Raw genomic sequence first — 23,676 nt, 5'->3', positions numbered from 1 at the left:
CTCAATTTTGATGTGCAAAAACTTCTTTACACCGTCTTTGCTCGTGTTATAATGATCACAATTTCATGACGAATCAATCGCTAGGGGGGCCTCTTGGAGGCTGAGATGGAACCACAACGTTCTGGACCCTTACCACCTGATCTGGATCATGCCAGCGTAGGGAAGCAAAAGAGTGCCACATACTCCGGTTTATCGGAATGTCTGTGCATGCTATGCCGCTCCCTGGTTGGGGAGCGGTTTTTTTGTATGTCCGCGACGTGTCGTGATTCACATGAGCGCGCGTTACACATAAGTGAAAATCGGATTCGGGAGGCGAATCAAGATGCATGTACATAAAGCATTGACCATAGCTGGTTCGGACAGCGGCGGCGGTGCGGGCATTCAGGCCGATCTCAAAACGTTTCAGGAGCTGTCCGTCTTCGGTATGTCCGCCCTGACTGCCATCACGGCGCAAAACACGTTGGGCGTAAGCGGGATTTTTCCACTTAGCGTGGAGGCGGTCGCCGCTCAGATCGACGCGGTCGCAAGCGATCTGGCTCCCGACGCCGTCAAGACAGGCATGTTGTTCGACCGTGGTATCATCGCCTGCGTGAGCGAGAAAGCTTGCCTTTACGGCTGGGAAAAGCTCGTCGTCGATCCTGTGATGATTGCTAAGGGAGGCGCACCACTGTTGAAAGCCGAGAGCATCGATGCGGTGAAAACCTTACTTTTGCCTGTTACCTATATGCTGACCCCCAATATCCCGGAAGCCGAGGTGCTGACCGGATTGTCGCTTACCACCATCGAGGCGCGGAAGGAAGCGACGCGGATGCTCAGTTCTTTTGGCTGCCGCTACGTCCTGCTGAAGGGCGGTCACGACGATTGCAACGAGTACTCGACCGATCTGCTGTTTGACGGCACAAGCTTTACCGAATATGTCGGCAAACGCGTCCATACGCAGCACACGCACGGCACAGGCTGCACATTTTCCGCGGCAATCACGGCTGAGCTGGCATGGGGTAAGACGCCTTGGGCAGCCGTCGACACAGCAAAGCAATTCATCCAGGCAGCCATCGAACAGCCGCTTGGCATCGGAGCGGGACACGGCCCGACCAATCATTGGGCATACCGGGGTGGCGTGCGATGCTGACACCCGGAGATGCATTGGCACTGGTACGCCAAAAACGTCCGGTGCTCCACCACATCATGAATCAGGTGACGATGTCGTTCGTCGCCAATGGCGTATTGGCACTCGGGGGACGGCCCATGATGGCGCGCCATCCGGATGAGGCTGCGGAGGCTGCTAGCAAGGCGGATGGACTTGTGCTCAATCTCGGCACACCTACGCCTGAAACGATCGAGGCGATGCTGCTCGCTGGCAAGTCTGCGCGCGCAAAAGGCATTCCCATCGTATTCGATCCGGTTGGCGTCGGACTTTCGGCCATGCGTGGCGATGCTGCCACACGCATTTTGGAGGAGCTTCACCCCACCGCCATTTGCGGGAATGCAGCCGAGCTCTCCTATTTGCTCACCCGTGAGTGGCACGGGAAAGGAATTGATGCAGCAGCCCCCGTGTCCGACCCTGTCGAGATCGCGGTCCAGGTAGCCCGTCGCTACCGCTGCCTGGCGGTCCTGACCGGCAAAACGGATGTCATCTGCGGTGGTCGTTTGATCGCCACCAGCGGGCATGGCGACGAATGGCTTACGCTTGTTACCGGCACTGGCTGTCTTGCCACCTCTATCGTTGCCTTGTTTCTCGCAGCGGTTCATTCAGCAGAGGCAGGCTCCAAACCACACGCAAGCTGGGAGGCGAGCATCGCTGCTGTATGTACGCTTGGGATTGCAGCTGAGGAGGCCCGCTTAGCCGCAGCGGGGCCGGGAACGTTTCAGCAGGAATTGCTGGATCGACTTTACACCTTACAGCCAGCCTTTATCAACAACCGGGCAGAGATTCGGCTTCATTCACGGTAGCAGATTATCTTCATGCAGTCCAAAAAGGACGGAGGAACCAAACGTGCACAAACAACTAGCTCTCTATTTGGTGATGGGGAGTGTGAATTGCGAGAACAGCAGCCCGGAAGATGTCCTGCGCGATGCGATCGCGGGCGGCATCACCTTGTTTCAATTCCGCGAGAAAGGACCAAGAGCGCTGGAAGGCACAGCCAAGCTGGAGCTGGGTAGACGGCTTTTCAGGATCTGCCACGAACACGGCATCCCTTTCATCGTCAATGACGATGTCGAGCTGATGCTGGCACTTAATGCGGATGGATTACATATCGGTCAGGAAGACGGCTCGGCTCGAGCCATGCGAAACCGCATCGGTGACAAAATCCTCGGCATTTCCGCCCACAATTTGTCCGAGGCGCGGGCCGCTCTCGCCGATGGCGCCGACTATTTAGGCGTCGGTCCGATGTATGAGACGCAGACAAAACCAGACATACGCGAGGTGCGCGGACCTGAAGTGATTCGTGAGATACGCGGAGCCGGCATCGCTTGCCCGATTGTCGGGATCGGCGGAATCACGCACGGAAAGGCTGCTCCCGTCATAGATGCTGGCGCAGATGGCGTCGCAGTCATTACGGCGATCACGCAAGCCTCCGCTCCGCTTGAAGCAGCGCGAAATCTACGAAATGAGGTACGTAGCAGATGAAAACAACCACAAGCTTGCTCACGAAAATGGCCGTGCTGGTCGCCATCGGGACGCTCAGCTCCCATCTGCTCGCGATTCCGACCGGATTGGCCAAAGCGTTCCCGATTCAGCATGCAATCAACGTGATCGCTGCCGTCCTGCTGGGGCCGATCCCTGCCGTACTGGTCGCATTCATGATTGCGCTCTTGCGCAATCTGCTTGGCGTCGGCACACTTCTGGCGTTTCCCGGTGGGATGATCGGTGCCCTACTGGCCGGGCTGCTGTACCAGCGAATCCGGCAGCATTGGAGCGCGGCTGTCGGTGAAGTCGTCGGGACCGGGATTATTGGATCGCTCGCGGCGGTTCCGTTTGCCATGCTGTTTATGGGTCAGGCAGTCGGGATGTTTGCGTTTTTGCCGGCGTTTTTAGTCAGTACGCTGTTTGGGGCTGCGATTGGCTGGGTGGTGGTCGGGTTGCTTAAAAAAGGCGGGCTTGGCGAATCACGACCGGACCATTCGCCTACGCTTCATAAAAACCGATAACTACAAAAAAACCTGCCGTTATCGACAGGTTTTTTCTTATTTCTATGATTGTGCTCAAACAGTGCACGCTATGAAAAAAGAACCCGTCTCTACCAGACAGGTTCCTTATCAATATCCGCTCTATTAACCCAACTCCCGGACCAATCGTCCGGTAGCCCCAATTTTTCCATCTACAATCTTCTGAATAACCCCGATCAACAGCTCATGCTCGACGCGATGAATTCGCTCCGCTAACGAGTCATGCGTATCCCCCTGCTCGACTATCACTGGCAGCTGCGCGATGATCGGCCCGGTATCGAGCCCCGCGTCGACGAAATGCACGGTCACACCCGTTACCTTCACACCGTATTCCAGCGCTTGTCCAATTGCATCTTTCCCTGTAAAAGCTGGCAGAAGCGACGGATGCAGGTTGATGATCCGGCCTTCGTAAGCCGACAGCAAAACCTCTCCCACAAGGCGCATGTAGCCTGCGAGCACCACAAGCGAAATATCTAACGCCTGCAGCTTTTCAACAATCACTGCCTCAAAAGCGGCCTTGCCGTCATACGCCTTCGGATCAAAAGCAAAGGCAGGCACGCCGAGGCGCGCCGCCCGCTCCAGCACATAGGCAGATGGCTTGTCGCAGATTAAGAGGGCAATTTCGGCGCCCTGCAGTCGTCCGTCTGCAATCGCAGTCGCGATGGCTTCGAAGTTGGAGCCGTTACCAGAGGCAAAGACAGCCAGCTTTTTCACCATTCCACCCCGCTGTAACGCACCTCGCGCTCGCCCGCTTCGATCGAACCGAGGCGGTATGCGTCCTCGCCCAGCTCTTTCAAAGCGCCAAGAACCGCGTCCGCTTCATCGCCGCGCACAACCAGCACCATCCCGATCCCCATATTGAAAGTACGGAACATGTCTGGCTGCGAAACAGCACCCAAACGTTGCACCAGATTGAAAATCGGCAAAATCGGCCATGAGCCGTATTCGATCACGGCTTGCGTGCCTTCTGGCAGAACGCGCGGGATGTTTTCCGTGAAGCCGCCGCCAGTGATGTGTGCAAGCGCCTTGATCTCGAAACGCTCCAACAGTGCCAACACGGATTTCACATAGATGCGAGTCGGCGTTAGCAGCTCTTCGCCCAGCGTTTTGCCCAGCTCGTCTACATGCTGCTCCAGTGTGAGGCCATTATCTGCCAACAGCACCTTGCGGACCAGGGAGAAGCCGTTGCTGTGCACGCCGCTCGACGGAATGCCAATCAGCACGTCGCCAGCCGCCACTGTTTTGCCAGTGATCAGTTTGTCTTCGTCCACAGCACCGACCGTAAAACCAGCGATGTCGTACTCGCCTTCAGCGTACATACCCGGCATCTCTGCGGTTTCGCCGCCGATCAGCGAGCAGCCCGCTTGCGCACAGCCGTCCGCGATCCCTTTGACAATCGCTTCGATTTTTTCCGGCACGACTTTGTCGCAAGCCAGATAGTCCAGGAAAAAGAGCGGTTCCGCCCCTTGCACCACGACGTCGTTCACGCACATCGCGACCGCGTCGATCCCGATCGTGTCGTGCTTATCCATCATGAACGCGATTTTGAGCTTGGTGCCAACACCATCCGTACCTGAGACGAGCACCGGATTTTTGTATTTGCCTGTATTCAGCTTGAACAGTGCGCCGAATCCGCCCAGATCGGTCATGACCTCAGGACGGAACGTGCGCTTCACATGCTTTTTCATGCGCTCGACCGCTTCGTTCCCCGCCGCAATGTCGACGCCAGCCTGTTTGTATGCGTCACTCATCTCTACCGTTCTCCCCTCTTAACACTTCGTGATCGGCAGAGCCGCTTCGAATTCGATTTCAGTCGGGTAGTCGCCTGTGAAGCATGCAAGGCAATGTCCGCGATGCGGTCCGTCTTCTGCGCGACCGACAGCCTCGACCATTCCTTCTACCGACAAATAGGCAAGTGAATCAGCACCGATGTACTGACGGATTTCTTCCAATGAATGCGTGGTGGCAATCAGCTCTTCACGCGTCGATGTATCGATTCCGTAGAAGCATGGATTCATGATTGGCGGCGAGCTTACGCGAACATGGACTTCCTTCGCGCCAGCCTCGCGCAGCATTTTCACGATCCGGCCGCTTGTCGTACCGCGCACAAGCGAGTCATCGATCATGACAACGCGCTTGCCTTCCACCACTTTGCGTACGGCGGACAGCTTCATGTGCACGCCACGCTCGCGCATTTCCTGCGATGGCTGGATAAACGTACGTCCGACATAGCGGTTTTTGATCAAACCAAGCTCATACGGGATACCGGATGCTTCCGCGTAGCCGATCGCTGCAGATATGCCGGAATCCGGCACCCCTGTCACGACGTCCGCCTCAACCGGAGATTCCTGCGCCAGTTGTTTGCCCAGACGTTTGCGCGCCATGTGGACATTGATACCGTCGATATCGCTGTCAGGTCGCGCGAAATAAATATATTCAAACGTGCAGATCGACCGTTTGGTTTTTTCCGCAAAAGTGCTGGTTTGCACGCCGTTCTCATCGACTACGATCAGCTCGCCCGGCTGCACTTCACGCCAGTACTCGGCGCCGATGATGTCAAACGCACAGGTTTCCGATGCTACGCAAATCGCATCGCCCATCCGTCCCAAGGACAGCGGACGCAAGCCATTTGGATCGAGCGCAATCACCAGCTGCTTTTCGTTCATGACCAAGAGCGCATAAGCGCCTTTGATATGCTGCAAAGCGTCGCGCACTGCATTCGGCAAATCTTTGTTTTGCGAACGTGCGATCAGGTGGGCAATAACCTCCGTATCGCTCGTCGATTGAAAAATCGAGCCTTTCTCCTCCAGCTCTTTGCGCAAAACCGACGCATTCACTAGGTTGCCGTTATGCGCGACAGCCATGCTGCCTTGCGCGTAGCGGAAAAAGAGCGGCTGCGCATTTTCGATCTTGCTGGAGCCTGCCGTCGTGTAACGGGTGTGCCCGATGGCAATATGGCCGCTGAATTTCTCCAGGTCGCCTTTGCCAAACGCTTCGGAAACAAGGCCCATGCCGCGGTGTTTGTACCACTTTTCCCCGTCAGAAGAGCACATACCGGCACTCTCCTGCCCGCGGTGTTGCAGGGCGTGAAGGCCCAGGTATGTTAACTGGGCCGCCGAATTATGATCATAGATACCAAAAACGCCGCATTCTTCGTTTAACTTATCCCAAATCAGCTTATCAAACATGGAATCGCATCCCTCCAAGCTGCTTTCAGCTCAGCGAGCGAGGCATCGACAGCTGCCCGATCGTTGATCGTAATCTTGAACTCGTTGCCACCTGTAGAACCGATTGCCGCAGCCGAAACGCCGCGATCTTTCGCCAGAGCGAGAACCGCTTCCGCTTGGTCAGCTTTCACACTGATCAGAATGCGGGATTGCGACTCGCTGAAGAGCAAGACATCATCGCGCAAATCAGTCGTGAGGGAGACGGTTGCACCGATCTCCTTGCCAAAGCTGGACTCTGCCAACGCCACAGCCAAACCGCCCTCAGACAGGTCATGCGCTGATTGTACCAAACCTTGACGGATCGCGTCCAAAACCAGTTTTTGCAGTGTCGCTTCTTTTTTCAGATCGATTTGCGGAGGACGGCCTGCGATTTTGCCGAGTGCGAGCTTTTGGTATTCGCTGCCGCCCAGCTCGCCATACGTATCGCCCAAGAGGATGATGGTGTCGCCCGCTTGTTTGAATTCTTGTGTCGTTATATCATCAACGTCTGCGATCAGACCAACCATACCGACAGTCGGAGTTGGGTAGATCGCATCGCCGCTGCGTTCATTGTAGAAAGAAACGTTACCGCCGATAACAGGCGTTTCCAAGGCGAGGCACGCTTCGCTCATGCCTTCTGCCGATTTTTCAAACTGCCAGAATACCTCAGGCTTTTCCGGGCTGCCAAAGTTGAGGCAGTCGGTGATCGCGAGTGGCTCGGCACCGGAGCACACCACGTTGCGCGCCGCTTCCGCTACAGCAATCGCTCCGCCCACTTGCGGATCGAGGTAAACGTAGCGCGCATTGCAGTCAGTCGTCATCGCAAGCGCTTTGCGTGTGCCGCGGATAACAACTACAGCTGCGTCAGAACCTGGCTTTACAGCCGTGCCCGCACGCACGATATGGTCATATTGCTCATAAACCCAGCGTTTGCTGGCAACGGTCGGCTGTTTCAGCACATCGACCAATGTTTTGTTCAAATCTGCCGGCTGCGGCAAATCGGTTGTATCGACATTTGCGTTAGCTTCATAGTAAGCTGGCACAGCAGATGGCTTGTGGTACACAGGCGCATCTTCCGCGAGCGTGTCTACAGGCACATCGCATACGACTTCTCCTTTATGGAGCAGACGCAGGCGGCCATCTTCAGTTACGCGGCCAACTACAGCGGAGTGCAGGCCCCACTTGTCAAAAATCGCTTTTACTTCCTCTTCGCGTCCTTTTTCCACAACAACGAGCATGCGCTCTTGGGACTCGGAAAGCATCATTTCATAGGCGCTCATGCCCGCTTCACGCTGTGGCACGAGGTCGAGGTTCATTTCGATTCCGTTTCCTGCTTTGGATGCCATCTCTGCGCTGGAAGAAGTCAGACCGGCAGCACCCATGTCCTGGATACCTACAACCGCTCCGGACTTGATCAGCTCCAGGCATGCTTCCAGCAGCAATTTTTCCATGAACGGGTCGCCGACTTGTACCGCCGGACGCTTTTTCTCCGATTCCTCAGTCAACTCTTCGGAAGCGAAGGTCGCGCCATGGATACCGTCGCGGCCCGTGCTGGCTCCGACATAGATCACTGGGTTGCCGATACCTTTGGCCACGCCTTTTTGGATTTCATCGTGATTGATCAAGCCGACGCACATTGCGTTGACCAACGGGTTGCCTTCATACGTCGGGTCGAAGCAGACCTCGCCGCCCACTGTCGGAATCCCGATGCAGTTGCCATAGCCTGCGATACCGGCTACGACGTTTTCGAACAAGTATTTGACACGCGGCGACTGCAGTTCGCCGAATCGCAGCGAGTTGAGCATAGCGACAGGACGAGCGCCCATGGAGAACACGTCGCGGATGATCCCGCCGACGCCGGTTGCTGCGCCTTGGTACGGCTCGATCGCCGATGGGTGGTTATGGCTCTCGATTTTGAACACGACGGCTTGGTTATCGCCGATATCGACGATACCCGCACCTTCACCAGGTCCTTGCAGTACGCGCGGCCCTTTGGTCGGGAAGCGGCGCAGCACAGGCTTGGAATTTTTATAGGAACAGTGTTCGGACCACATAACGCTGTAAAGGCCAGTCTCTGTCCAGTTCGGTTGGCGACCCAGCAGGTCAACCACGCGTTGATATTCTTCATCGGTCAGACCGATTTCGCGATAGAGGCGCTGTTCAGCGATTTGTGCTGACGTAGGTTCTTTATGCTGTGACACCGTTTCGTTCCCTCCAAGTCTTCAAGATCGAGGTAAAGATGCGTTTGCCGTCATCGGACGTCATCCATTCATGGACAGCGCGCTCCGGATGCGGCATCATGCCCAATACATTTCCCCGCTCATTAATGATTCCTGCAATATCGTCCATCGACCCGTTTGGATTTTCACCCTCGTAACGGAAGACGATCTGATTGTTCGCTTTCAATTTGTTCAATGTTTCTTCGTCGCAGTAGTAGTTGCCCTCACCGTGAGCGATCGGAACGTCGATCACTTCATCCAGCCCATAATCCTTGGTGAAAGCCGTGTCGTTGCTACTTACGCGCAGCTTGGACAAGGTGCAGCGGAACTTCAGGGAACGGTTACGCAGCAAGACACCTGGCAAGAGACCCGCTTCGGTCAAAATCTGGAATCCGTTGCACACGCCCATCACCAGCTTGCCCTCGTTAGCTGCCTTGATCACTTCCTCCATGACCGGAGAAAAGCGTGCGACAGCGCCGCAGCGCAGGTAGTCACCGAAGGAGAAGCCGCCGGGCAACAAAATCACATCATAGTTGGATAGATCGTTCTCCGAGTGGAAGACGTAATCGACAGGAACGCCCATGATGTCTTCGACGGCATTGTACATGTCGACGTCCGCGTTCGACCCCGGAAAAACAATGACTGCTACACGCATGCTCAGCCCTCCACAATCTCGAAGCGGTAATCTTCGATGACGGTATTTGCCAAAAGCTTCTCGCACATCTCCTTCACGCGCTCTTCAGCCTGCGCGCGATCTGCGGAGTCGAGCATCACTTCCATATATTTGCCGATACGCACTTCATTCACTTCATCGAAACCAAGAGTGTGGAGCGCACCTTTTACAGCCTGTCCTTGTGGGTCCAATACGCTTTCACGCAGAGTTACATATACGATCGCTTTACACATGTTCTTTTCCTCCTATACGTCGCAACATTTCTTGGTAAGCTTCTTCTACATTTCCCAAATCGCGGCGGAAACGGTCTTTATCCAGCTTTTCTTTTGTTTCGGCATCCCAGAAGCGGCATGTGTCCGGCGAAATCTCATCAGCCAAAATGATTTTGCCATCCCGCGTGCGGCCGAATTCCAGTTTGAAGTCAATCAACATAACTTTGCGCTCTGCCAAATAAGGGCGCAGCACTTCATTTACTTTCAAGCCCAGCTCCTCGAGGTAGCGTACATCTTCTTCGCTGGCGATGCCGAGCAGTTTGATGTGCGCATCGTTCACCAGCGGATCGCCAAGCGCGTCGTCTTTATAGTAAAACTCAACAATCGGATGAGCCAAAACCGTTCCTTCTTCAAAGCCCAATCGCTTCGCCAGCGAGCCGGCCGCCACGTTGCGGACAACGACTTCCAATGGAATGATCTCCACAACGCGCACCAGCTGCTCATGATTGGACAGCTGCTCGACGAAATGGTTCTCGATCCCCTTCTCCTTCAGCATCGTGAAAAAGATGGAGCTGATCCGGTTGTTCAATTCACCTTTTCCTGTGATGGTTCCTTTTTTCTCGCCATTAAACGCCGTAGCGTCGTCTTTATACTCGATCCAGTACACGTCCGGGTTGGAAGTCCGATAGACCCTCTTTGCCTTTCCTTCATACAGCTGTTCTTGTTTTTCCACTGTGAAGTCTCCTTCCCGCGAATATAGTTCGGGTTTTTACGTCATTTCACGAACATTACATTCTGATTAAACCATAAACATACGCATTTTTCAACGAAAAATCTTGTTAATAGACTCGACAAATGTTCGGGTTTTACGTTAATCACCTTCACAAGTCGTAGCTTTAAAGCATCTTGTGTTACACTAACCACGTACATACATGCTTCAAAAGGAGGATACCATGATTCCGTATGAAGTTTCTTTTCCTACCCACGTCCTGTTTGGATGCGGTGAATTAACGAAAATTGGCAGCGAAGCAGCCAAGCTGGGACACAAGGCGCTGCTCGTCACAGGTGGAAAAGCCGTCCGGGCTGCAGGCATATTGCAGCGGGCCATCCAATACTTGACCGAATCGAATGTTACTCCTATTTTATATGACCGTATCGAACCCAATCCCCGCACTTCTTCCGTCGATGCGGGTGCCGCCTTGGCTCGGGAGCATGCTTGCGATCTGGTCATCGCCATCGGCGGCGGCTCCGTAATGGATGCCGCGAAAATGATCGCACTGACCGCCAAATCGCAGCGACCCGCCTATGATTATATGAGAGGAAATCCGGACGGCCTATTCGCACAGCTTGCCACTATCACCGATGCGCTGCCGATCATCACCGTCCCGACCGTCGCTGCGACTGGTTCGGAAGCGAATGAAAAAAGCGTGCTGACGCATTGGGACACACATGAAAAATCTTCGATGAGCATGCCCGCTCTCTTCCCGAGAACGGCATTGCTTGATCCGACGCTGACCTATAGTGTTCCGTCGCGTGTAACCGCTGAGTCATCTGCCGATATTTTCTCCCATCTTTTCGAAGCTTATCTCATCAGTGCACCCAGCACGCACGTCCAGGACGGGATCACCGAGTCTTTGATTCGCCAGGTCGTCCACTTTGCGCCTATCGCCGTTGCGGAGCCTCGGCATGAAGAAGCACGCTCGACGCTCTTATGGGCAAGCACGCTTGCGATCAGCCCCTTCACATTAGCCGGACGTGGAGCAGGCTATCCACTTCACCAGCTAGAGCATCCGTTGAGCGGGCATTACGATATTTCGCACGGACGCGGGCTGTCGATTTTGGCCCTGCCGTATTTCCGCCAAATCATTGCTCATGACAGGCCGGATCGGCTGGCGCGAATGGGACGTCAGTGCTTTGGTGTCACGCATCCTGATGATCAGCAAGCCGCTTTCGATACGATTGATGCCGTCGCTGCCTGGTTTGCCCGTCTCGGGATCACCGAACGACTCGCAGATTTCGGCATCCCGCACGCTGCGCTGGAGACGCTGGCGGAAGACGCGATCCGCATCGGCGGCAGAGGCAGTGGCAGCATAGCCGGTTCACGGCCCATTTCGCTCCGTGATGTGCTTGCAATCTATGAAGCCTGCTATTAAACTTCAAATTGAAGAGAATTTTTCAATAAAATATTTTTTAATATAGGGAGATGACTGAAATGGACCTACGCATTAATGAATTGGCTAGCCGTCTGGTTCGCTACTCACTCAACCTGCAACCTGGTGAAAAAGTGTTGATCGAAAACATCGGCTTGCAGCCTGAAATGGTTCGCGCCCTTGTCCGCGAATCGTTTGCTGTCGGCGCCTTGCCATTGGTTACGATCAAAGATCAGCAAGTCATGCGCGCCATGATCCAAGGCACCAGTGAAGAGCACATGGAGCTGATGGCCAAGCACGAGCTGTCCCGCATGCAAGATGTAGACGCTTACATAGCTGTACGAGCTTATGAGAACATCAATGAGTACTCCGATATTTCTGAAGAGAAAATGGGCTTGTATTCCCGCATTTTCTATAAAAAAGTTCACTTTGGCGATCGCATCCCTAACAAACGCTGGGTCGTTCTCCGCTATCCGAACCAATCGATGGCACAGCTCTCCAACATGAGCCTCGAATCGTTCGAAACGTTCTATTTCAACGTATGCAACCTCGACTATGCGAAAATGTCAAAAGCGATGGATCCGCTCGTCGAATTGATGGAGAAAACCGACCGCGTCCATATCAAAGCGCCGGGCACCGATCTGCGCTTCTCGATCAAAGGTATCCCTGCGATCAAGTGCGATGGCCACCGCAACATCCCGGACGGCGAGGTTTACACGTCCCCAGTACTGGATTCCGTTGAGGGCACCATCTCCTACAACGCTGCGTCCAACTACCACAGCACATCGTTCACTGATATCAAGTTCACCTTCTCCAAAGGAAAAATCGTCGAAGCGACTAGCAGCAACACCAAGCTCATCAACGAAATTCTCGATACCGATGAAGGTGCGCGCTACATCGGCGAATTCGCGATCGGCATCAACCCACACATCCTGCATCCGATGCAAGATATTTTGTTCGATGAAAAAATCGCCGGAAGCTTCCACTTCACACCAGGCAATGCGTACGATGTAGCCGACAACGGCAACCGCTCCTCCATCCACTGGGATCTGGTGCAAATTCAGCGCCCTGAGTACGGCGGCGGCGAAATCTGGTTCGACGATGTGCTGATCCGCAAAGACGGCCGCTTCGTCATCCCGGCTCTCGAAGGCTTGAATCCGGAAAACCTGGTATAACGCATAAAAAGCCTGCCTCCATTACGGGGCAGGCTTTTTTTCATCTGATGAAACCTAGGCGCGACGCTCTCGGTGCCGGTTCTTCTCCTGATGCAGATTGCCCTGCTTGTCCAGCGAGAAGTACAGATCGTGCCGCTCATCAGGGATTTGTACGACGCGATCGCCTACTTTGATGATGACGCCTTCGGCCTTGTTCAATTTGACGGATTCTCCTACCTCTAGATAGGTGTTCCGCCCAAACGGCGTTCCCGCTTCGAACGCATGAATGCGCCCTTTGGCGACAATCCGCCCTCCTTTGATACTGCTGTCCGGGTTTTTGAATAAGCAGTTTTTGTTCACAGTTACTTGGCAGTTGAGCAATCCTTGTCCCGTGACGACAAGCGAACCATTCGTCTCAAGCTGGGACAGATTGGCAAAGCTGAGCACAATGTCACTTTCCTCGAAAACACTATTTTCAATTTGCACCTTGCTCAGCAGCAAATAATCGTGAATCTTCTGGACGTCGTTCCAGTTGTTAATGCGGTCAAGCAGCTCCTTGTTGCCAAAAAGCCGCAGCATACGAACAAGCAGCTTGAACTCCAACGGGATCATCGCACCTGCGCTTGCGATCAGTTCGGAAAACTCGCCGATCACCCCATGCAGGCCTGGATGGCGATTCTGGATCAGCAGCGAAGCAATCTGTCCGATCGTCACATGGAGGCCCTTTTTCTCCGCCATCTCATGTGCCGCATTCGTTTCCTTTTCCAACGCATCGTACTGCGCCATGATTTTTCCGATCAGCTCGTACGCCTTGCTGTACAAAAGCCCGAGTCTGCCGCCATACACCTGGCTCTTGGTAGCATGACCGTGAATATAGACATGCTGGCACGAAACCAATACGGCGGAAAAGGCATTGCCGAGCACCGTAATGTTGCCGGTTGCCTCTACGCGCATCCCCTCCTGCACATCTCCTTGGATCAGCACATCCCCGTTGAACAGCACATTGCCAACTGTCAGATCCACGTCACCTTCCACAATGTGCACCGTCTGAATGTCAAAAATCTTGACCGTATCACCCGTCAGCGATGGTCGACCCGCTTTCAGCGCGATGACCCGCCCCGTATCGTCCATCCGAACATTGCGCCTCAGCCCCACCTTCACGTCCGATACCGGAGTCGGTGGCACTTCGCGGCCAAACAGATCCACCCCCGACTCCCCAGGCACCGCCCTGTGAATGATGGCGATCGTATCACCACCGGCTACTGACGGAATCAAGCCATGGTTGCGGTAATCGACCTTGCGCTGCCAATCGGCGATCACCTGCTCCGTTGCATGAGGAAACATCGTCTCGATATATCCATCCCGTCCTAATTTGGCCGGTTTGCCCGATGCGACCACGACGGCTGTACGAAACGGAGCATGCAGCGCCTCCTGCAGTGCCTCTTCCTCGATCGGGCTTATGATCTCCATCTCCTGCAGCTCTTGCCGAACTTGTGCCACGATCGTAGCTTTGTCGGCTAACGGCACAAGCTCACTCTGGGGCACATAAAAAAACGTTGGTCCACAATCTGCAAGGCGCCGCTCATACATGTTTTCGGTAAACACATGCAAATACACTCGCATCGCATCATCGGCGACTGTCAGTTCATATGCTTTATCGTGAAAAATGCGGACCTCAAGCCGATCCGCCTGCCGCACCTCTGCAGGCTGAACAGCTTCCTGTCCATTCACGACAATCCTGACCTGCGCTGTCGAGACGACGGACGCATGTCGACCGCCCGCTTTCGGATCGGTGACACGTAGAATGCCGCTCTCACACACAACAGAACCATTCAGCAACTCTGCACGCCCGTCCTCCAGATTCGGCGACTCCAAATGCGCCAGCAACCGCTGCAGCTCTGCCTTTATCGACGCGTTCAAACGAGCCCCTCCCCTCTGTTTTCATCTTATTACTACTATCGAATGTTTTCGTCCGCACGATAAGCGAATCTTTTTTCCGCCATTCCTCGCTTGGCCGTTCCGTCTCAAGACGGAGACGAATTCCCTCTACAGACCATTCTCGCTGCATCCGGAGTCCGGTACAATTTTTGTAGAGATCTATAAAAGAAGGTGATTTATGATGATTGCTTTACCCCCGAGCGCACGCTCCAAGGAGAAAGCAAGCTTTTTCACGATCATGCTGGACTCGAATGCGTATCGAAGCCTGGCCTATTTGCTGCTGTCGTTTCCATTGGGTATTTTTTATTTTGTCTTCGCCATCACATGCCTTGCCTTATCGATCGGGCTCACGCCTGTATTTTTGATCGGACTTCCCCTCCTGCTTTTATTCTTGCTTTCCGCCAATCTGATCATGGACTTTGAAATCGGTCTGATCCGTTATGTCCTGGGCGTCCGTGTAGACTACTCGCGTTACCAAGCGTCCGGCCATATCGGTTTGGTCAAAAGATGCTGGGCATACGCCACACATCCGCGCACCATGAAAAGCGTGCTTCTCTTGCTGATCAAATTTCCTATCGGCATTCTATCGTTTGTCATCTCTATTACGTTCATTGCCGTCAGCTTGAGCCTGCTGTTTTCCCCGCTTCTCTATTTCATTGACCAACCGACAGATCAGTCGACCATGCGAATCATCCTGTTTGATGAAAACCTGCTGAACGTTTTGCATGTGGATAGAGATCCTTTCTTCCAAACGTGGATCTATTCCATCGTCGGCTTTTTTCTCACCTTCATCTCACTGCATCTGTTCACCTACCTCGCGCAGTTTTTCAGCAAGATCGTGATGCTGTTTGCTGAAGAATAGAAAGAAAGCGCTTTTGCTTTTCAGTCACTTTCGGCAAACAGGGGTGTAGCTCATGCTGTGGAAAAATCGTTCGTTTCTAAAAATGTTCACCGCCTATGGCCTTTCCGCCTTCGGTGATTATTTTGACTTCATCGCCATCTCCATCCTGCTCGGATTCGTTTGGAAAGCGGATGCCATGATGGTCTCACTGGTTCCGCTTGCTTTCGCGATTCCCAGCATCTTGTTTAGCCAATTGGCCGGAATCATGGCAGATCGGTGGAACAAGCGCAATCTGATGATCGTAACCGACCTGATTCGCTCCGCCTTCACGATCGGCCTGATTTTTGCGCCAAATGTATGGGTCTTGTTGGGGCTCATCACGTTGCGCGCAGCTGCACGCGTCTTTCATTATCCAGCCCAACAGGCGATGACCCGCCACATCGTCGGCACCGATCAGCTGTTGCAAGCGACCTCCCTGAACGGCGCTGTTTTTCAGCTGTCAAAGGTGCTGGGGCCGCTTTTCGGCGCCTCGATTGCCACCGCCTTTTCTCCCGCCATCTGTATGGCGGTCAATGCCGTCTGCTTCATCGTTTCCGCGCTGTTGTTGATGATGATTCCCGCTTCAGAGGGACTGGTCGAATCGAGCGAACTGCCTTCTGAAAGCATCAAGCTGCGAACGGCTTGGAAGGAAGGATGGAACATTTTGCTGCAAAGCAGAACCTTACTGGTCAGCCTGTTCTTCTCCTTGCTCGGCATGGCAGGCATCCTGATGATCGATGCGCAAGTTACGATCCTGCTGCGCGATGTTGCCCCCGATCGTCCCGAACTAATCGGCTGGATCGTGACCGCAGTCGGTGCGGGCGGATTGATCAGTGTAATGTGGCTGCGGCGTTTCCAGCAGTTGTCCGCCTATGGCTGGCTTTTGGGCGGCGGCCTTCTCCTGATCGGGCTGATGTTTGCCGGAGCGGGCACCTTTGTGGCAAGTACGCCTCTCCTGTGGATTCTCATCGTTTCCTTTATCGGCGGCCTCGGCACAGGCTTCACTTCCACTGGCATGAACTATATCATGCAAAAGGAGACGCCAAGCACCGCGATTGGTCGTATCAGCGGCATTTACGATTCCTTGATGAGCACGGTCTCGATCATCGCTCCGCTTACGGGCGGCGTACTGATCGGCCTGTGGGGCGCTTCCCTCATGTTTGTATGGGTTGGGCTCGCGATCGGGGCAGTCGGATTGCTTGGCGTGTTGTTTCAGCGTTATTTATGGAAAAAGCAGGTGATCTCCACGTCTTCTTCGATGGCTGTTTGATGTTCACTTCTGTCATACAAAAAAGCGCTTGTTGCCCACAATCATCGGGGCGACAAGCGCTTTTTCTATCAAAACATCAGGTCATTACAGGCCTAGACGTTGGAAAATCGTATCGACATGCTTCAAATGGTAGCGATAATCGAAGCAATCATCCAGCTCTTCTTTGGTCAACAGTTCTTTCACCGTTTCATCGGCGCTGATGATGTCGCGGAAGGAGCGCTGCTCTTCCCACGCTTGCATCGCGCGCGGCTGTACAGTATCGTACGCTTTTTCACGGCTCAGCCCTTTGTCGATCAGCTTCAGCAAAACTTGCTGCGAGTAGATCAGACCAAACGTGCGATCCATGTTGCGCTTCATGTTTTCTGGGAACACCTGCAAGTTTTTCACGATGTTCATGAAACGGCGCAGCATGTAGTTGAGCAGCATGGTCGCGTCAGGCAAAATCACGCGCTCCACAGAGGAGTGAGAAATGTCGCGCTCATGCCAGAGCGGCACGTTTTCATAAGCGGACAGCATATGGCCGCGAATGACGCGGGACAGGCCGGAAATATTTTCGCAGCCGATCGGGTTGCGCTTGTGCGGCATCGCCGAAGAGCCTTTTTGGCCTTTCGCGAATGGCTCTTCCACCTCGCGCATTTCGCTTTTTTGCAGGCCGCGGATTTCGGTCGCGAACTTGTCCAAGGACGTCGCGATCAGTGCAAGCGTCGCCATGTACTCGGCATGACGGTCACGCTGTAGCGTTTGTGTGGAAATCGGCGCAGCTTGCAGACCGAGCTTCTCGCACACATATGCTTCAACGAACGGGTCGATGTTGGCATATGTTCCGACTGCGCCGGAAATTTTGCCGAATGCCACCTCTGCCTTGGCGTTGCGGAAACGAGCCAGGTTGCGATTCATCTCTTCACGCCACAGCGCCAGCTTCAAGCCAAAGGTCGTTGGCTCGGCATGTACGCCATGTGTACGGCCCATGCAGACGGTATCTTTGTATTTACGCGCTTGCTCGGTCAGAATGTCGATGAACTCGACGATGTCTTTCTCGAGAATGTCATTCGCTTGCAGGAGCAAGTAAGACAGAGCCGTGTCCACTACGTCTGTCGAAGTGAGGCCGTAATGTACCCACTTTTTCTCGTCGCCGCTCAACGTTTCCGATACGGCGCGCGTGAAAGCTACGACGTCATGGCGCGTTTCCTGCTCGATTTCATAAATGCGTTCTACGTTGAAGGTAGCATTCGCACGCAGCTTCTCTACATCTTCGGCAGGGATAACACCCAGCTTGGACCATGCTTCACAAGCGAGAATTTCTACTTCCAGCCATGCTTTGAATTTGTTCTCTTCCGTCCAAATCGCTCTCATTTCCGGGCGCGAATAGCGTTCGATCATTGTTTTAGTCCTCCACTCTATCCCAAATTCCTAATTCGTTTACAATCGTCAATGCTTCTTCCACATTATCGGCGAGTACGTTCAGATGGCCCATTTTCCGTTTGACAATGCTTTCGCTTTTCCCGTACAAATGCAGCTTGCACGTCGGCGGCAGCTCTTCCAGCTTGTCCAAAACCGGCTGAACATGCTCTCCCAAAATATTAACCATGACCACCGGGCTCAAAAGCGCAGTGGAGCCGAGCGGCAGGTTGCAGATGGCACGCACATGCTGTTCGAACTGCGAGGTGATGCAGGCATCCATCGAATAATGACCGGAATTGTGCGGACGCGGTGCCAGTTCATTCACGTATACGTCCCCGTCTGCCGTGACGAACATTTCGACCGCGATCAAACCAACAACGCCCAGCTGTTCGGCAATCGTCCGTGCGATCGCTTCCGCCTTCTGCTGAACGTCATCCGACACGCGGGCTGGAACGATCGAAGCGTGCAAGATGTTGTCGCGATGAATGTTTTCCGCCATCGGGAACGTCGCCAGCTCACCAGACAAGCTGCGAGCAGCAATGACCGACACTTCCTTTTCAAACTTGACGAACTGCTCCACGATCAGCTCTGCGCCCGTTTGGGAAAGAAGATCATAGGCCTTCTCAAGATCATCCGGCGTTCGGAGCACATACTGCCCTTTTCCATCATAACCGCCGGTTGATGTTTTCATCACGGCAGGGAGCCCAAGCTCTTCGACTGCAGCCTGCAGATCCGCAAGTGATGTAATGACGCGAAACGGCGCGACAGGAATGCCCAGCGCCTGGATCATCGATTTCTCCCGGACGCGGTGCTGGGTTGTCCGCAAAAGCTCGCTGCCCTGTGGCACGAACGACGTCGTCTCCAGCGCTTCAGCCACCGACACATTCACATTTTCAAACTCATAGGTGATCACGTCGCTTTGCGCTGCCAGATGGCGCGCACCCTCGACGTCATCAAACTTGGCGACAACCTGCTCGTCGCAAACCTGACCGCATGGCGAATCGACGGTCGGGTCCATCGTGACAAACCGATAGCCCATCGCACGACCCGCCAGCGCAATCATACGCCCGAGCTGACCGCCGCCAAGTATACCGATCGTAGCTCCTGGCTTCACCACTTTGTGTAACGCGTTCCGATTGAGAGTTTGGCTCATTCCAGTTCACTGTCCTTCAATACTTTATCACGAGTGGCCTCACGGCGCACTACAAAACGCTCTTGAATTTCTGGATATTTAATCCCCAAAATCTGTGCGGCCAGCAAGCCCGCATTGATTGCCCCCGCTTTACCGATCGCAACGGTAGCCACCGGCACGCCGCCTGGCATTTGCACGATCGAAAGAAGAGAATCCAATCCGTTCAGATTCGATGATTTAACCGGGACGCCGATGACCGGCAGCTCCGTTTTGGCTGCCACCATGCCTGGCAAATGAGCGGCCCCGCCTGCTCCGGCAATGATGCATTCGATGCCGCGCGATTTGGCCGTCTCCGCATACGCAAACATGAGATCCGGCGTGCGGTGCGCTGACACCACTTTCTTCTCGTATGGTACATGAAGCTCATCTAGGATTTGGCAAGCTTCCTTCATTGTTTCCCAATCCGAGGTACTTCCCATGATTACGCCAACCAATGGACCGTTTATCATGCTGTTGCCCCTCTCCTCATGAAGTGTACTGATAGAAAACCCAATCGTAAGTGTAACAAGGAGCAGCAGCGGCTGTCAACACGTTTTCCGAACGTTCAAAAGGATAGTATTATCAATATTCGTTTTTTACTTTATCGCCAGCTTGTTTTTCCCACGTTCCAGCCAAAATGCGGCCTGTTTCTGCTGATCGAGGTCAAATCGCAGCCAATAGGCAAAATACGGAGTAGCGTCGATGCCCGCCTCGCGAGTAAAAGCCGCGATGATGTCTTCCCCGCTCGCCTGTGAAAAACGGTACTCCGCCACATACTCCTTTAGCGCATGATTCACCCGCGAGCCGCCCCACTGCTCCCGCAAATTCCACAGCATCATAGCCCCCCGGGAATAAACCAGATCAGCGTAGCTATCCCAGTTGGGAAAGCCGTTTACCGGCTGCCACACCGTAAGACCCTCGGAACGATATTGCACGGACTGATCGCTCCGCTGCTTGCGGTATGCGATGTAGGAGCCTGCCTCTCGTGGCTCCCGCTCCTTCAGATAAGACATTGCCGCATAGTCGGTCAAGCTTTCATCGACCCATGCTTCCTGTACCTCATCATTCCCAACCAAACCGTAAAACCATTGATGCGCCGTCTCATGCGCGATGACAGCGGCCGCATTAGGCAAAGGGTCGCAATAATATTCCCCCTGGATAAACACGATTCCCGGATATTCCATACCCCCAAAAAAACCGCCCGTCTTTACGACATCAAACTCGGGATACGGATAAGTCCCAAATTGCTCGCTGTAGTATCGAAAGGATTCGACAGCGGTTTGGTGCAGCTTTTTCACCAGCACCTCGTTGTCGCCTACTTCATGCCACGTCGTGACCCGCGTATTCCCGACCGTGGTCACAAGCGGTTCATACATGTCACTCATAACCACCATAGCAAAATCCCGCATTCGCGGCGCCTGAATCTGATAGGTGATCGATTTCGCCGGCCGCGTCTGGGTGATGATCGCGCTGGAATCATCCCCGCTCGTTGCGACCCGATAGCCAACAGGCAGCTTTACGCTGACTTGATAATCGGCTACATCGCTGTAGAACGGGTCCCCCATCGGATAATAAGGATCAAGATGCCAGCCGCGCTGATCGTGCACAGCCAAGATCGGCAGCCAATTTCCCAGCCAGATCGCATCGTCGTTATAGGAGAAACGCCCGTTATTGAAAGGGACTTTTTCGCTGAATTGAAGAGCAAGCTCGATCGGCTGCCCCAGTTTGAGCTTTTGTGACCCGAGCGCAACTGCCAAAACCGTGACGTCTTTTTTATAAAATGAAGAAGAGACAGGCTTGCCGTTTACAAGCACCTTCTGGACCGTTATGCTGCCCGGTTTCATTTCTTTTCCGAGCATATAGGACCAATTGGGATCAGCGAGGCTCCTGATGTCGGAAAACGCATTGGGATACAGGTGAAAATAGGCGTTTTCACGATCGTCCGGGACAAAGCGGACCTTCAGTGTTCCCGTGATTAGCTGCCGGTCATGCTGGATATCAACGTCGACCTGATAGCTTATGCCCGCAGACTTTTCTGCTGCTCGCGAGCTTTTGACGGATCTGCTCTCGTTCGTAATGTGCAAATTGGTAACCGAAAAAAGAAACAACACCGCCATCATTGCTTTCACTGCCGCTGCCACTGCGCCTCGTTTCATCCGCCGTCTCTCCCTTTGCCTAGATTCGCTGTCCAGACTTGTCCGTTGTTACAATATACTCCCCGTTATTGGCTCATTTGACTAATCCAGCAAAAGAAAAAATCAGCACTTATTATTTGACTGATCGATACAAAACTACTACCATAATGCATACCGAAAACAACGTACTAAGGAAAGGAATGGAAACAGTGAGCACAAGCGGCAGACCACGCGAATTCAAGGATACAGCGGTGATCGATGCGGCGATGGACGTATTTTGGTCCAATGGATACGAAGCCTGCTCGACTCAGGAGCTGTGCGAGCGTACGGGGCTTGGCCGAGGAAGCTTGTACAACGCTTTCGGAAGCAAGCACGATCTGTACGAACAAGCGCTGCAGCGATACCATGAGCAGGGCATTGCCGCCCAGCTAGACATACTGAATCGACCGATCGCGGTGAAAAATCGCCTTCGTCGGCTGCTTGAATGGGCCGTTGCTGCGGATTTTACCAGCCCTGACCGCAGAGGCTGCTTTGCAATCAATGCGGCATTGGAGCGGGCATGCAAGGACCCGATGGTGGAGAAAGTCTTCACTCGTCATGTTGAACGGCTTGAAGAAGCAATATGCGGGGTTATAAAGTCAGGCCAGGAATCAGGAGAAATTGCGGCAGATCGTTCTGCCGAGCAGCTGGCCGCGCTTTTTTTGAGCAGCTATTACGGATTGCGCGTCCTCAACACCGGGACCCAAAATCGCCTGCTCGCGGAACAAATTATCGCGGGCGCACTGGATGCCATTTTTTAGCAGCGCGATCTGCGCTTTTCTTTTTCACGCAATTTTGTACTGATCAATAAAGAATACGAGATAAAAAAAGGAGTGGTTTCCCATGCCATTTGCGATCTATATATTAGGCCTTGCCATCTTCGCTATGACGACGTCCGAATTCATGGTGGCTGGCATGATGAACACGCTGGCTGCGGATTTCGGCGTGTCCGTGTCTGCCATCGGTTATTTGATCTCCGCCTATGCCGCAGCGATGGTGGTCGGCGGCCCGTTGTTGACCGTTGGGCTCTTGCGCATCTCCAGCAAACGTGCGCTCCTCGCGCTCGTCTTCCTCTTCCTGCTTGGGCAAACGCTGGGTGCCTTGGCTTGGAACTATGAATCGATGATGGCCGCACGCATCATCACCGGAATCGCGTCTTCCGCCGCTTTCGGCGTTTCCCTCTCGATTTGCGCGGCGTTGGTCAGCCCGGACTCTCTTGGACGTGCTGCATCGATTGTCCTCGGCGGTCTGATGTTCGCCACAGTCATTGGGTTACCGGCAACAACGGTTGTCGCGCAGTCTTTTGGCTGGCGCAGCAGCTTCTGGGCCGTTGACTTGCTAGTTCTCGCAGCAGGAATCGCTGCACAATGGATCATTCCCGCTTCGCCTCCGGCTAAGTCGATCAACCTTCTTCGCGAGCTTGCTGCCTTTCGCAACCGCAGCCTTTGGGCCGCTTATGCCACCAGCGCGCTGATTATCGGGGCGACGTTTGCCGCATTCAGTTATTTTTCGCCGATTTTCACGTACCTCACGGGGTTCGCTGCTGAAGCGGTTCCTTGGCTTCTCGCCCTCTATGGTTCCGCAACCGTAGTTGGCAATCTCATCACAGGGAGACTTGCAGACCGTTTTATGATGCCGATTTTGACCGTTGGACTCTGCCTGCTGACTGCATCGCTTATCACGCTCGCATTCGGAGCTACCGACCCGACAATCACCATCATCACGGTCATCGTGATCGGCTTGGTCGGTGTCCCGATGAATCCCGCGATGGTCACCCGTGTGATGCGAGCAGGCGGCAGCAGCGCACTCGTTAATACCGTTCATACTGCAGTCATCACTTTCGGGTTGGCTGTCGGATCGTCCGTTGGCGGAATGGCGATCAGCGCCGGATACGGACTCACCTCCCCACTATGGGTTGGCATACTGCTTGCCGCGCTTGGCTTGCTGTCTTTACTCCCCTATTTACGCCCATCTTCTGTGCATCAATCGCGTCGTCCCAAACAGACGAGAGCTTGCTAACCTCGCACTAAAAAAACTGCCCTCCGTTACCAGAGGGCAGT

General features: G+C 53.9%; 22 protein-coding genes and 1 riboswitch. Of the genes, 10 read left to right on the top strand and 12 right to left on the bottom strand.

The window, feature by feature from the left end; genetic code table 11:
• Positions 1-72: 72 nt before the first annotated feature.
• Positions 73-180, top strand: a riboswitch (TPP riboswitch).
• 142 nt (positions 181-322) lie between these two features.
• The 4 genes from thiD to thiW all read left to right on the top strand — a co-directional run bounded on the left by thiD (position 323) and on the right by thiW (position 3,150).
• On the top strand, positions 323-1,129 hold the full coding sequence (thiD, locus tag EDM56_RS26865) for a bifunctional hydroxymethylpyrimidine kinase/phosphomethylpyrimidine kinase (RefSeq protein ID WP_122921019.1): 807 nt from the start codon (positions 323-325) through the stop codon (positions 1,127-1,129).
• Entirely contained in the window at positions 1,123-1,950 is an 828-nt protein-coding gene (thiM, locus tag EDM56_RS26860) for a hydroxyethylthiazole kinase (RefSeq protein ID WP_122921018.1), read from the top strand. Before thiD ends, thiM begins: the two co-directional genes overlap by 7 nt.
• A gap of 73 nt (positions 1,951-2,023) precedes the next feature.
• On the top strand, positions 2,024-2,629 hold the full coding sequence (thiE, locus tag EDM56_RS26855; protein ID WP_221176006.1) for a thiamine phosphate synthase: 606 nt from the start codon (positions 2,024-2,026) through the stop codon (positions 2,627-2,629).
• Positions 2,626-3,150, top strand: coding sequence for an energy coupling factor transporter S component ThiW (thiW, locus tag EDM56_RS26850; protein ID WP_122921016.1), 525 nt, complete (start codon positions 2,626-2,628; stop codon positions 3,148-3,150). The genes thiE and thiW overlap by 4 nt, the downstream gene beginning before the upstream one ends.
• A gap of 123 nt (positions 3,151-3,273) precedes the next feature.
• On the opposite strand, the gene purN is transcribed toward thiW, so the two are convergent.
• From purN to purC, 7 genes are read right to left on the bottom strand one after another with little or no spacing between them, the layout of a single operon-like run.
• Positions 3,274-3,882 carry a phosphoribosylglycinamide formyltransferase gene (purN, locus tag EDM56_RS26845; RefSeq protein WP_183192606.1) on the bottom strand — a complete coding sequence of 203 codons (609 nt, stop codon included), beginning with the start codon at positions 3,880-3,882 and terminating at the stop codon, positions 3,274-3,276.
• On the bottom strand, positions 3,879-4,919 hold the full coding sequence (gene purM / locus EDM56_RS26840; protein WP_122921014.1) for a phosphoribosylformylglycinamidine cyclo-ligase: 1,041 nt from the start codon (positions 4,917-4,919) through the stop codon (positions 3,879-3,881). Before purM ends, purN begins: the two co-directional genes overlap by 4 nt.
• An 18-nt stretch (positions 4,920-4,937) precedes the next feature.
• Positions 4,938-6,356 carry an amidophosphoribosyltransferase gene (gene purF, locus EDM56_RS26835; RefSeq protein ID WP_122921013.1) on the bottom strand — a complete coding sequence of 473 codons (1,419 nt, stop codon included), beginning with the start codon at positions 6,354-6,356 and terminating at the stop codon, positions 4,938-4,940.
• A complete protein-coding gene (gene purL, locus EDM56_RS26830) occupies positions 6,341-8,575 on the bottom strand; it encodes a phosphoribosylformylglycinamidine synthase subunit PurL (RefSeq protein WP_122921012.1) in 2,235 nt (744 codons plus the stop codon). The genes purF and purL overlap by 16 nt, the downstream gene beginning before the upstream one ends.
• On the bottom strand, positions 8,562-9,248 hold the full coding sequence (gene purQ / locus EDM56_RS26825; RefSeq protein ID WP_122921011.1) for a phosphoribosylformylglycinamidine synthase subunit PurQ: 687 nt from the start codon (positions 9,246-9,248) through the stop codon (positions 8,562-8,564). Before purQ ends, purL begins: the two co-directional genes overlap by 14 nt.
• Before the next feature lie 2 nt (positions 9,249-9,250).
• Complete coding sequence (gene purS / locus EDM56_RS26820) at positions 9,251-9,499, bottom strand: phosphoribosylformylglycinamidine synthase subunit PurS (RefSeq protein WP_122921010.1); 249 nt, start codon at positions 9,497-9,499, stop codon at positions 9,251-9,253.
• A complete protein-coding gene (gene purC / locus EDM56_RS26815) occupies positions 9,492-10,211 on the bottom strand; it encodes a phosphoribosylaminoimidazolesuccinocarboxamide synthase (RefSeq protein ID WP_122921009.1) in 720 nt (239 codons plus the stop codon). Before purC ends, purS begins: the two co-directional genes overlap by 8 nt.
• A gap of 220 nt (positions 10,212-10,431) precedes the next feature.
• Here purC and EDM56_RS26810 point away from each other — a divergent pair, with 220 nt between their 5' ends.
• Both EDM56_RS26810 and EDM56_RS26805 read left to right on the top strand, forming a co-directional pair.
• Positions 10,432-11,631, top strand: a complete 1,200-nt coding sequence (locus EDM56_RS26810) for an iron-containing alcohol dehydrogenase (RefSeq protein WP_122921008.1) — start codon at positions 10,432-10,434, stop codon at positions 11,629-11,631.
• A gap of 59 nt (positions 11,632-11,690) precedes the next feature.
• The gene (locus tag EDM56_RS26805; protein ID WP_122921007.1) at positions 11,691-12,803 is read left to right on the top strand and encodes an aminopeptidase; all 1,113 of its coding nucleotides are present in this window, start codon (positions 11,691-11,693) and stop codon (positions 12,801-12,803) included.
• Between the two features lie 54 nt (positions 12,804-12,857).
• Here EDM56_RS26805 and EDM56_RS26800 read toward each other — a convergent pair whose 3' ends face one another.
• On the bottom strand, positions 12,858-14,702 hold the full coding sequence (locus EDM56_RS26800; RefSeq protein ID WP_122921006.1) for a flagellar assembly protein A: 1,845 nt from the start codon (positions 14,700-14,702) through the stop codon (positions 12,858-12,860).
• 196 nt (positions 14,703-14,898) lie between these two features.
• Here EDM56_RS26800 and EDM56_RS26795 point away from each other — a divergent pair, with 196 nt between their 5' ends.
• A complete protein-coding gene (locus tag EDM56_RS26795; protein ID WP_122921005.1) occupies positions 14,899-15,582 on the top strand; it encodes a sensor domain-containing protein in 684 nt (227 codons plus the stop codon).
• A gap of 52 nt (positions 15,583-15,634) precedes the next feature.
• Positions 15,635-16,870: an MFS transporter gene (locus EDM56_RS26790; RefSeq protein WP_122921004.1), complete on the top strand. Its 1,236-nt coding sequence runs from the start codon at positions 15,635-15,637 to the stop codon at positions 16,868-16,870.
• 84 nt (positions 16,871-16,954) lie between these two features.
• Here EDM56_RS26790 and purB read toward each other — a convergent pair whose 3' ends face one another.
• The 4 genes from purB to EDM56_RS26770 all read right to left on the bottom strand — a co-directional run bounded on the left by purB (position 16,955) and on the right by EDM56_RS26770 (position 21,598).
• Complete coding sequence (gene purB, locus EDM56_RS26785) at positions 16,955-18,250, bottom strand: adenylosuccinate lyase (RefSeq protein WP_122921003.1); 1,296 nt, start codon at positions 18,248-18,250, stop codon at positions 16,955-16,957.
• A gap of 4 nt (positions 18,251-18,254) precedes the next feature.
• Complete coding sequence (gene purK, locus EDM56_RS26780; RefSeq protein WP_122921002.1) at positions 18,255-19,424, bottom strand: 5-(carboxyamino)imidazole ribonucleotide synthase; 1,170 nt, start codon at positions 19,422-19,424, stop codon at positions 18,255-18,257.
• Positions 19,421-19,912: a 5-(carboxyamino)imidazole ribonucleotide mutase gene (purE, locus tag EDM56_RS26775; protein WP_425456365.1), complete on the bottom strand. Its 492-nt coding sequence runs from the start codon at positions 19,910-19,912 to the stop codon at positions 19,421-19,423. Before purE ends, purK begins: the two co-directional genes overlap by 4 nt.
• Before the next feature lie 126 nt (positions 19,913-20,038).
• Positions 20,039-21,598 (bottom strand): M1 family metallopeptidase, encoded by a 1,560-nt coding sequence (locus EDM56_RS26770; RefSeq protein ID WP_122921001.1) that lies wholly within the window; start codon positions 21,596-21,598, stop codon positions 20,039-20,041.
• Positions 21,599-21,786: 188 nt separating this feature from the next.
• Here EDM56_RS26770 and EDM56_RS26765 point away from each other — a divergent pair, with 188 nt between their 5' ends.
• Both EDM56_RS26765 and EDM56_RS26760 read left to right on the top strand, forming a co-directional pair.
• On the top strand, positions 21,787-22,377 hold the full coding sequence (locus tag EDM56_RS26765; RefSeq protein ID WP_122921057.1) for a TetR/AcrR family transcriptional regulator: 591 nt from the start codon (positions 21,787-21,789) through the stop codon (positions 22,375-22,377).
• Positions 22,378-22,459: 82 nt separating this feature from the next.
• Positions 22,460-23,635, top strand: coding sequence for an MFS transporter (locus EDM56_RS26760; protein WP_122921000.1), 1,176 nt, complete (start codon positions 22,460-22,462; stop codon positions 23,633-23,635).
• Positions 23,636-23,676 lie beyond the last annotated feature (41 nt).

Source organism: Brevibacillus fluminis, assembly GCF_003710825.1.
Taxonomy (GTDB): Bacteria; Bacillota; Bacilli; order Brevibacillales; family Brevibacillaceae; genus Brevibacillus_D; species Brevibacillus_D fluminis.
Note: the sequence above shows the minus strand (reverse complement) of the source record. Positions and strands in the feature narration are given on the sequence as shown.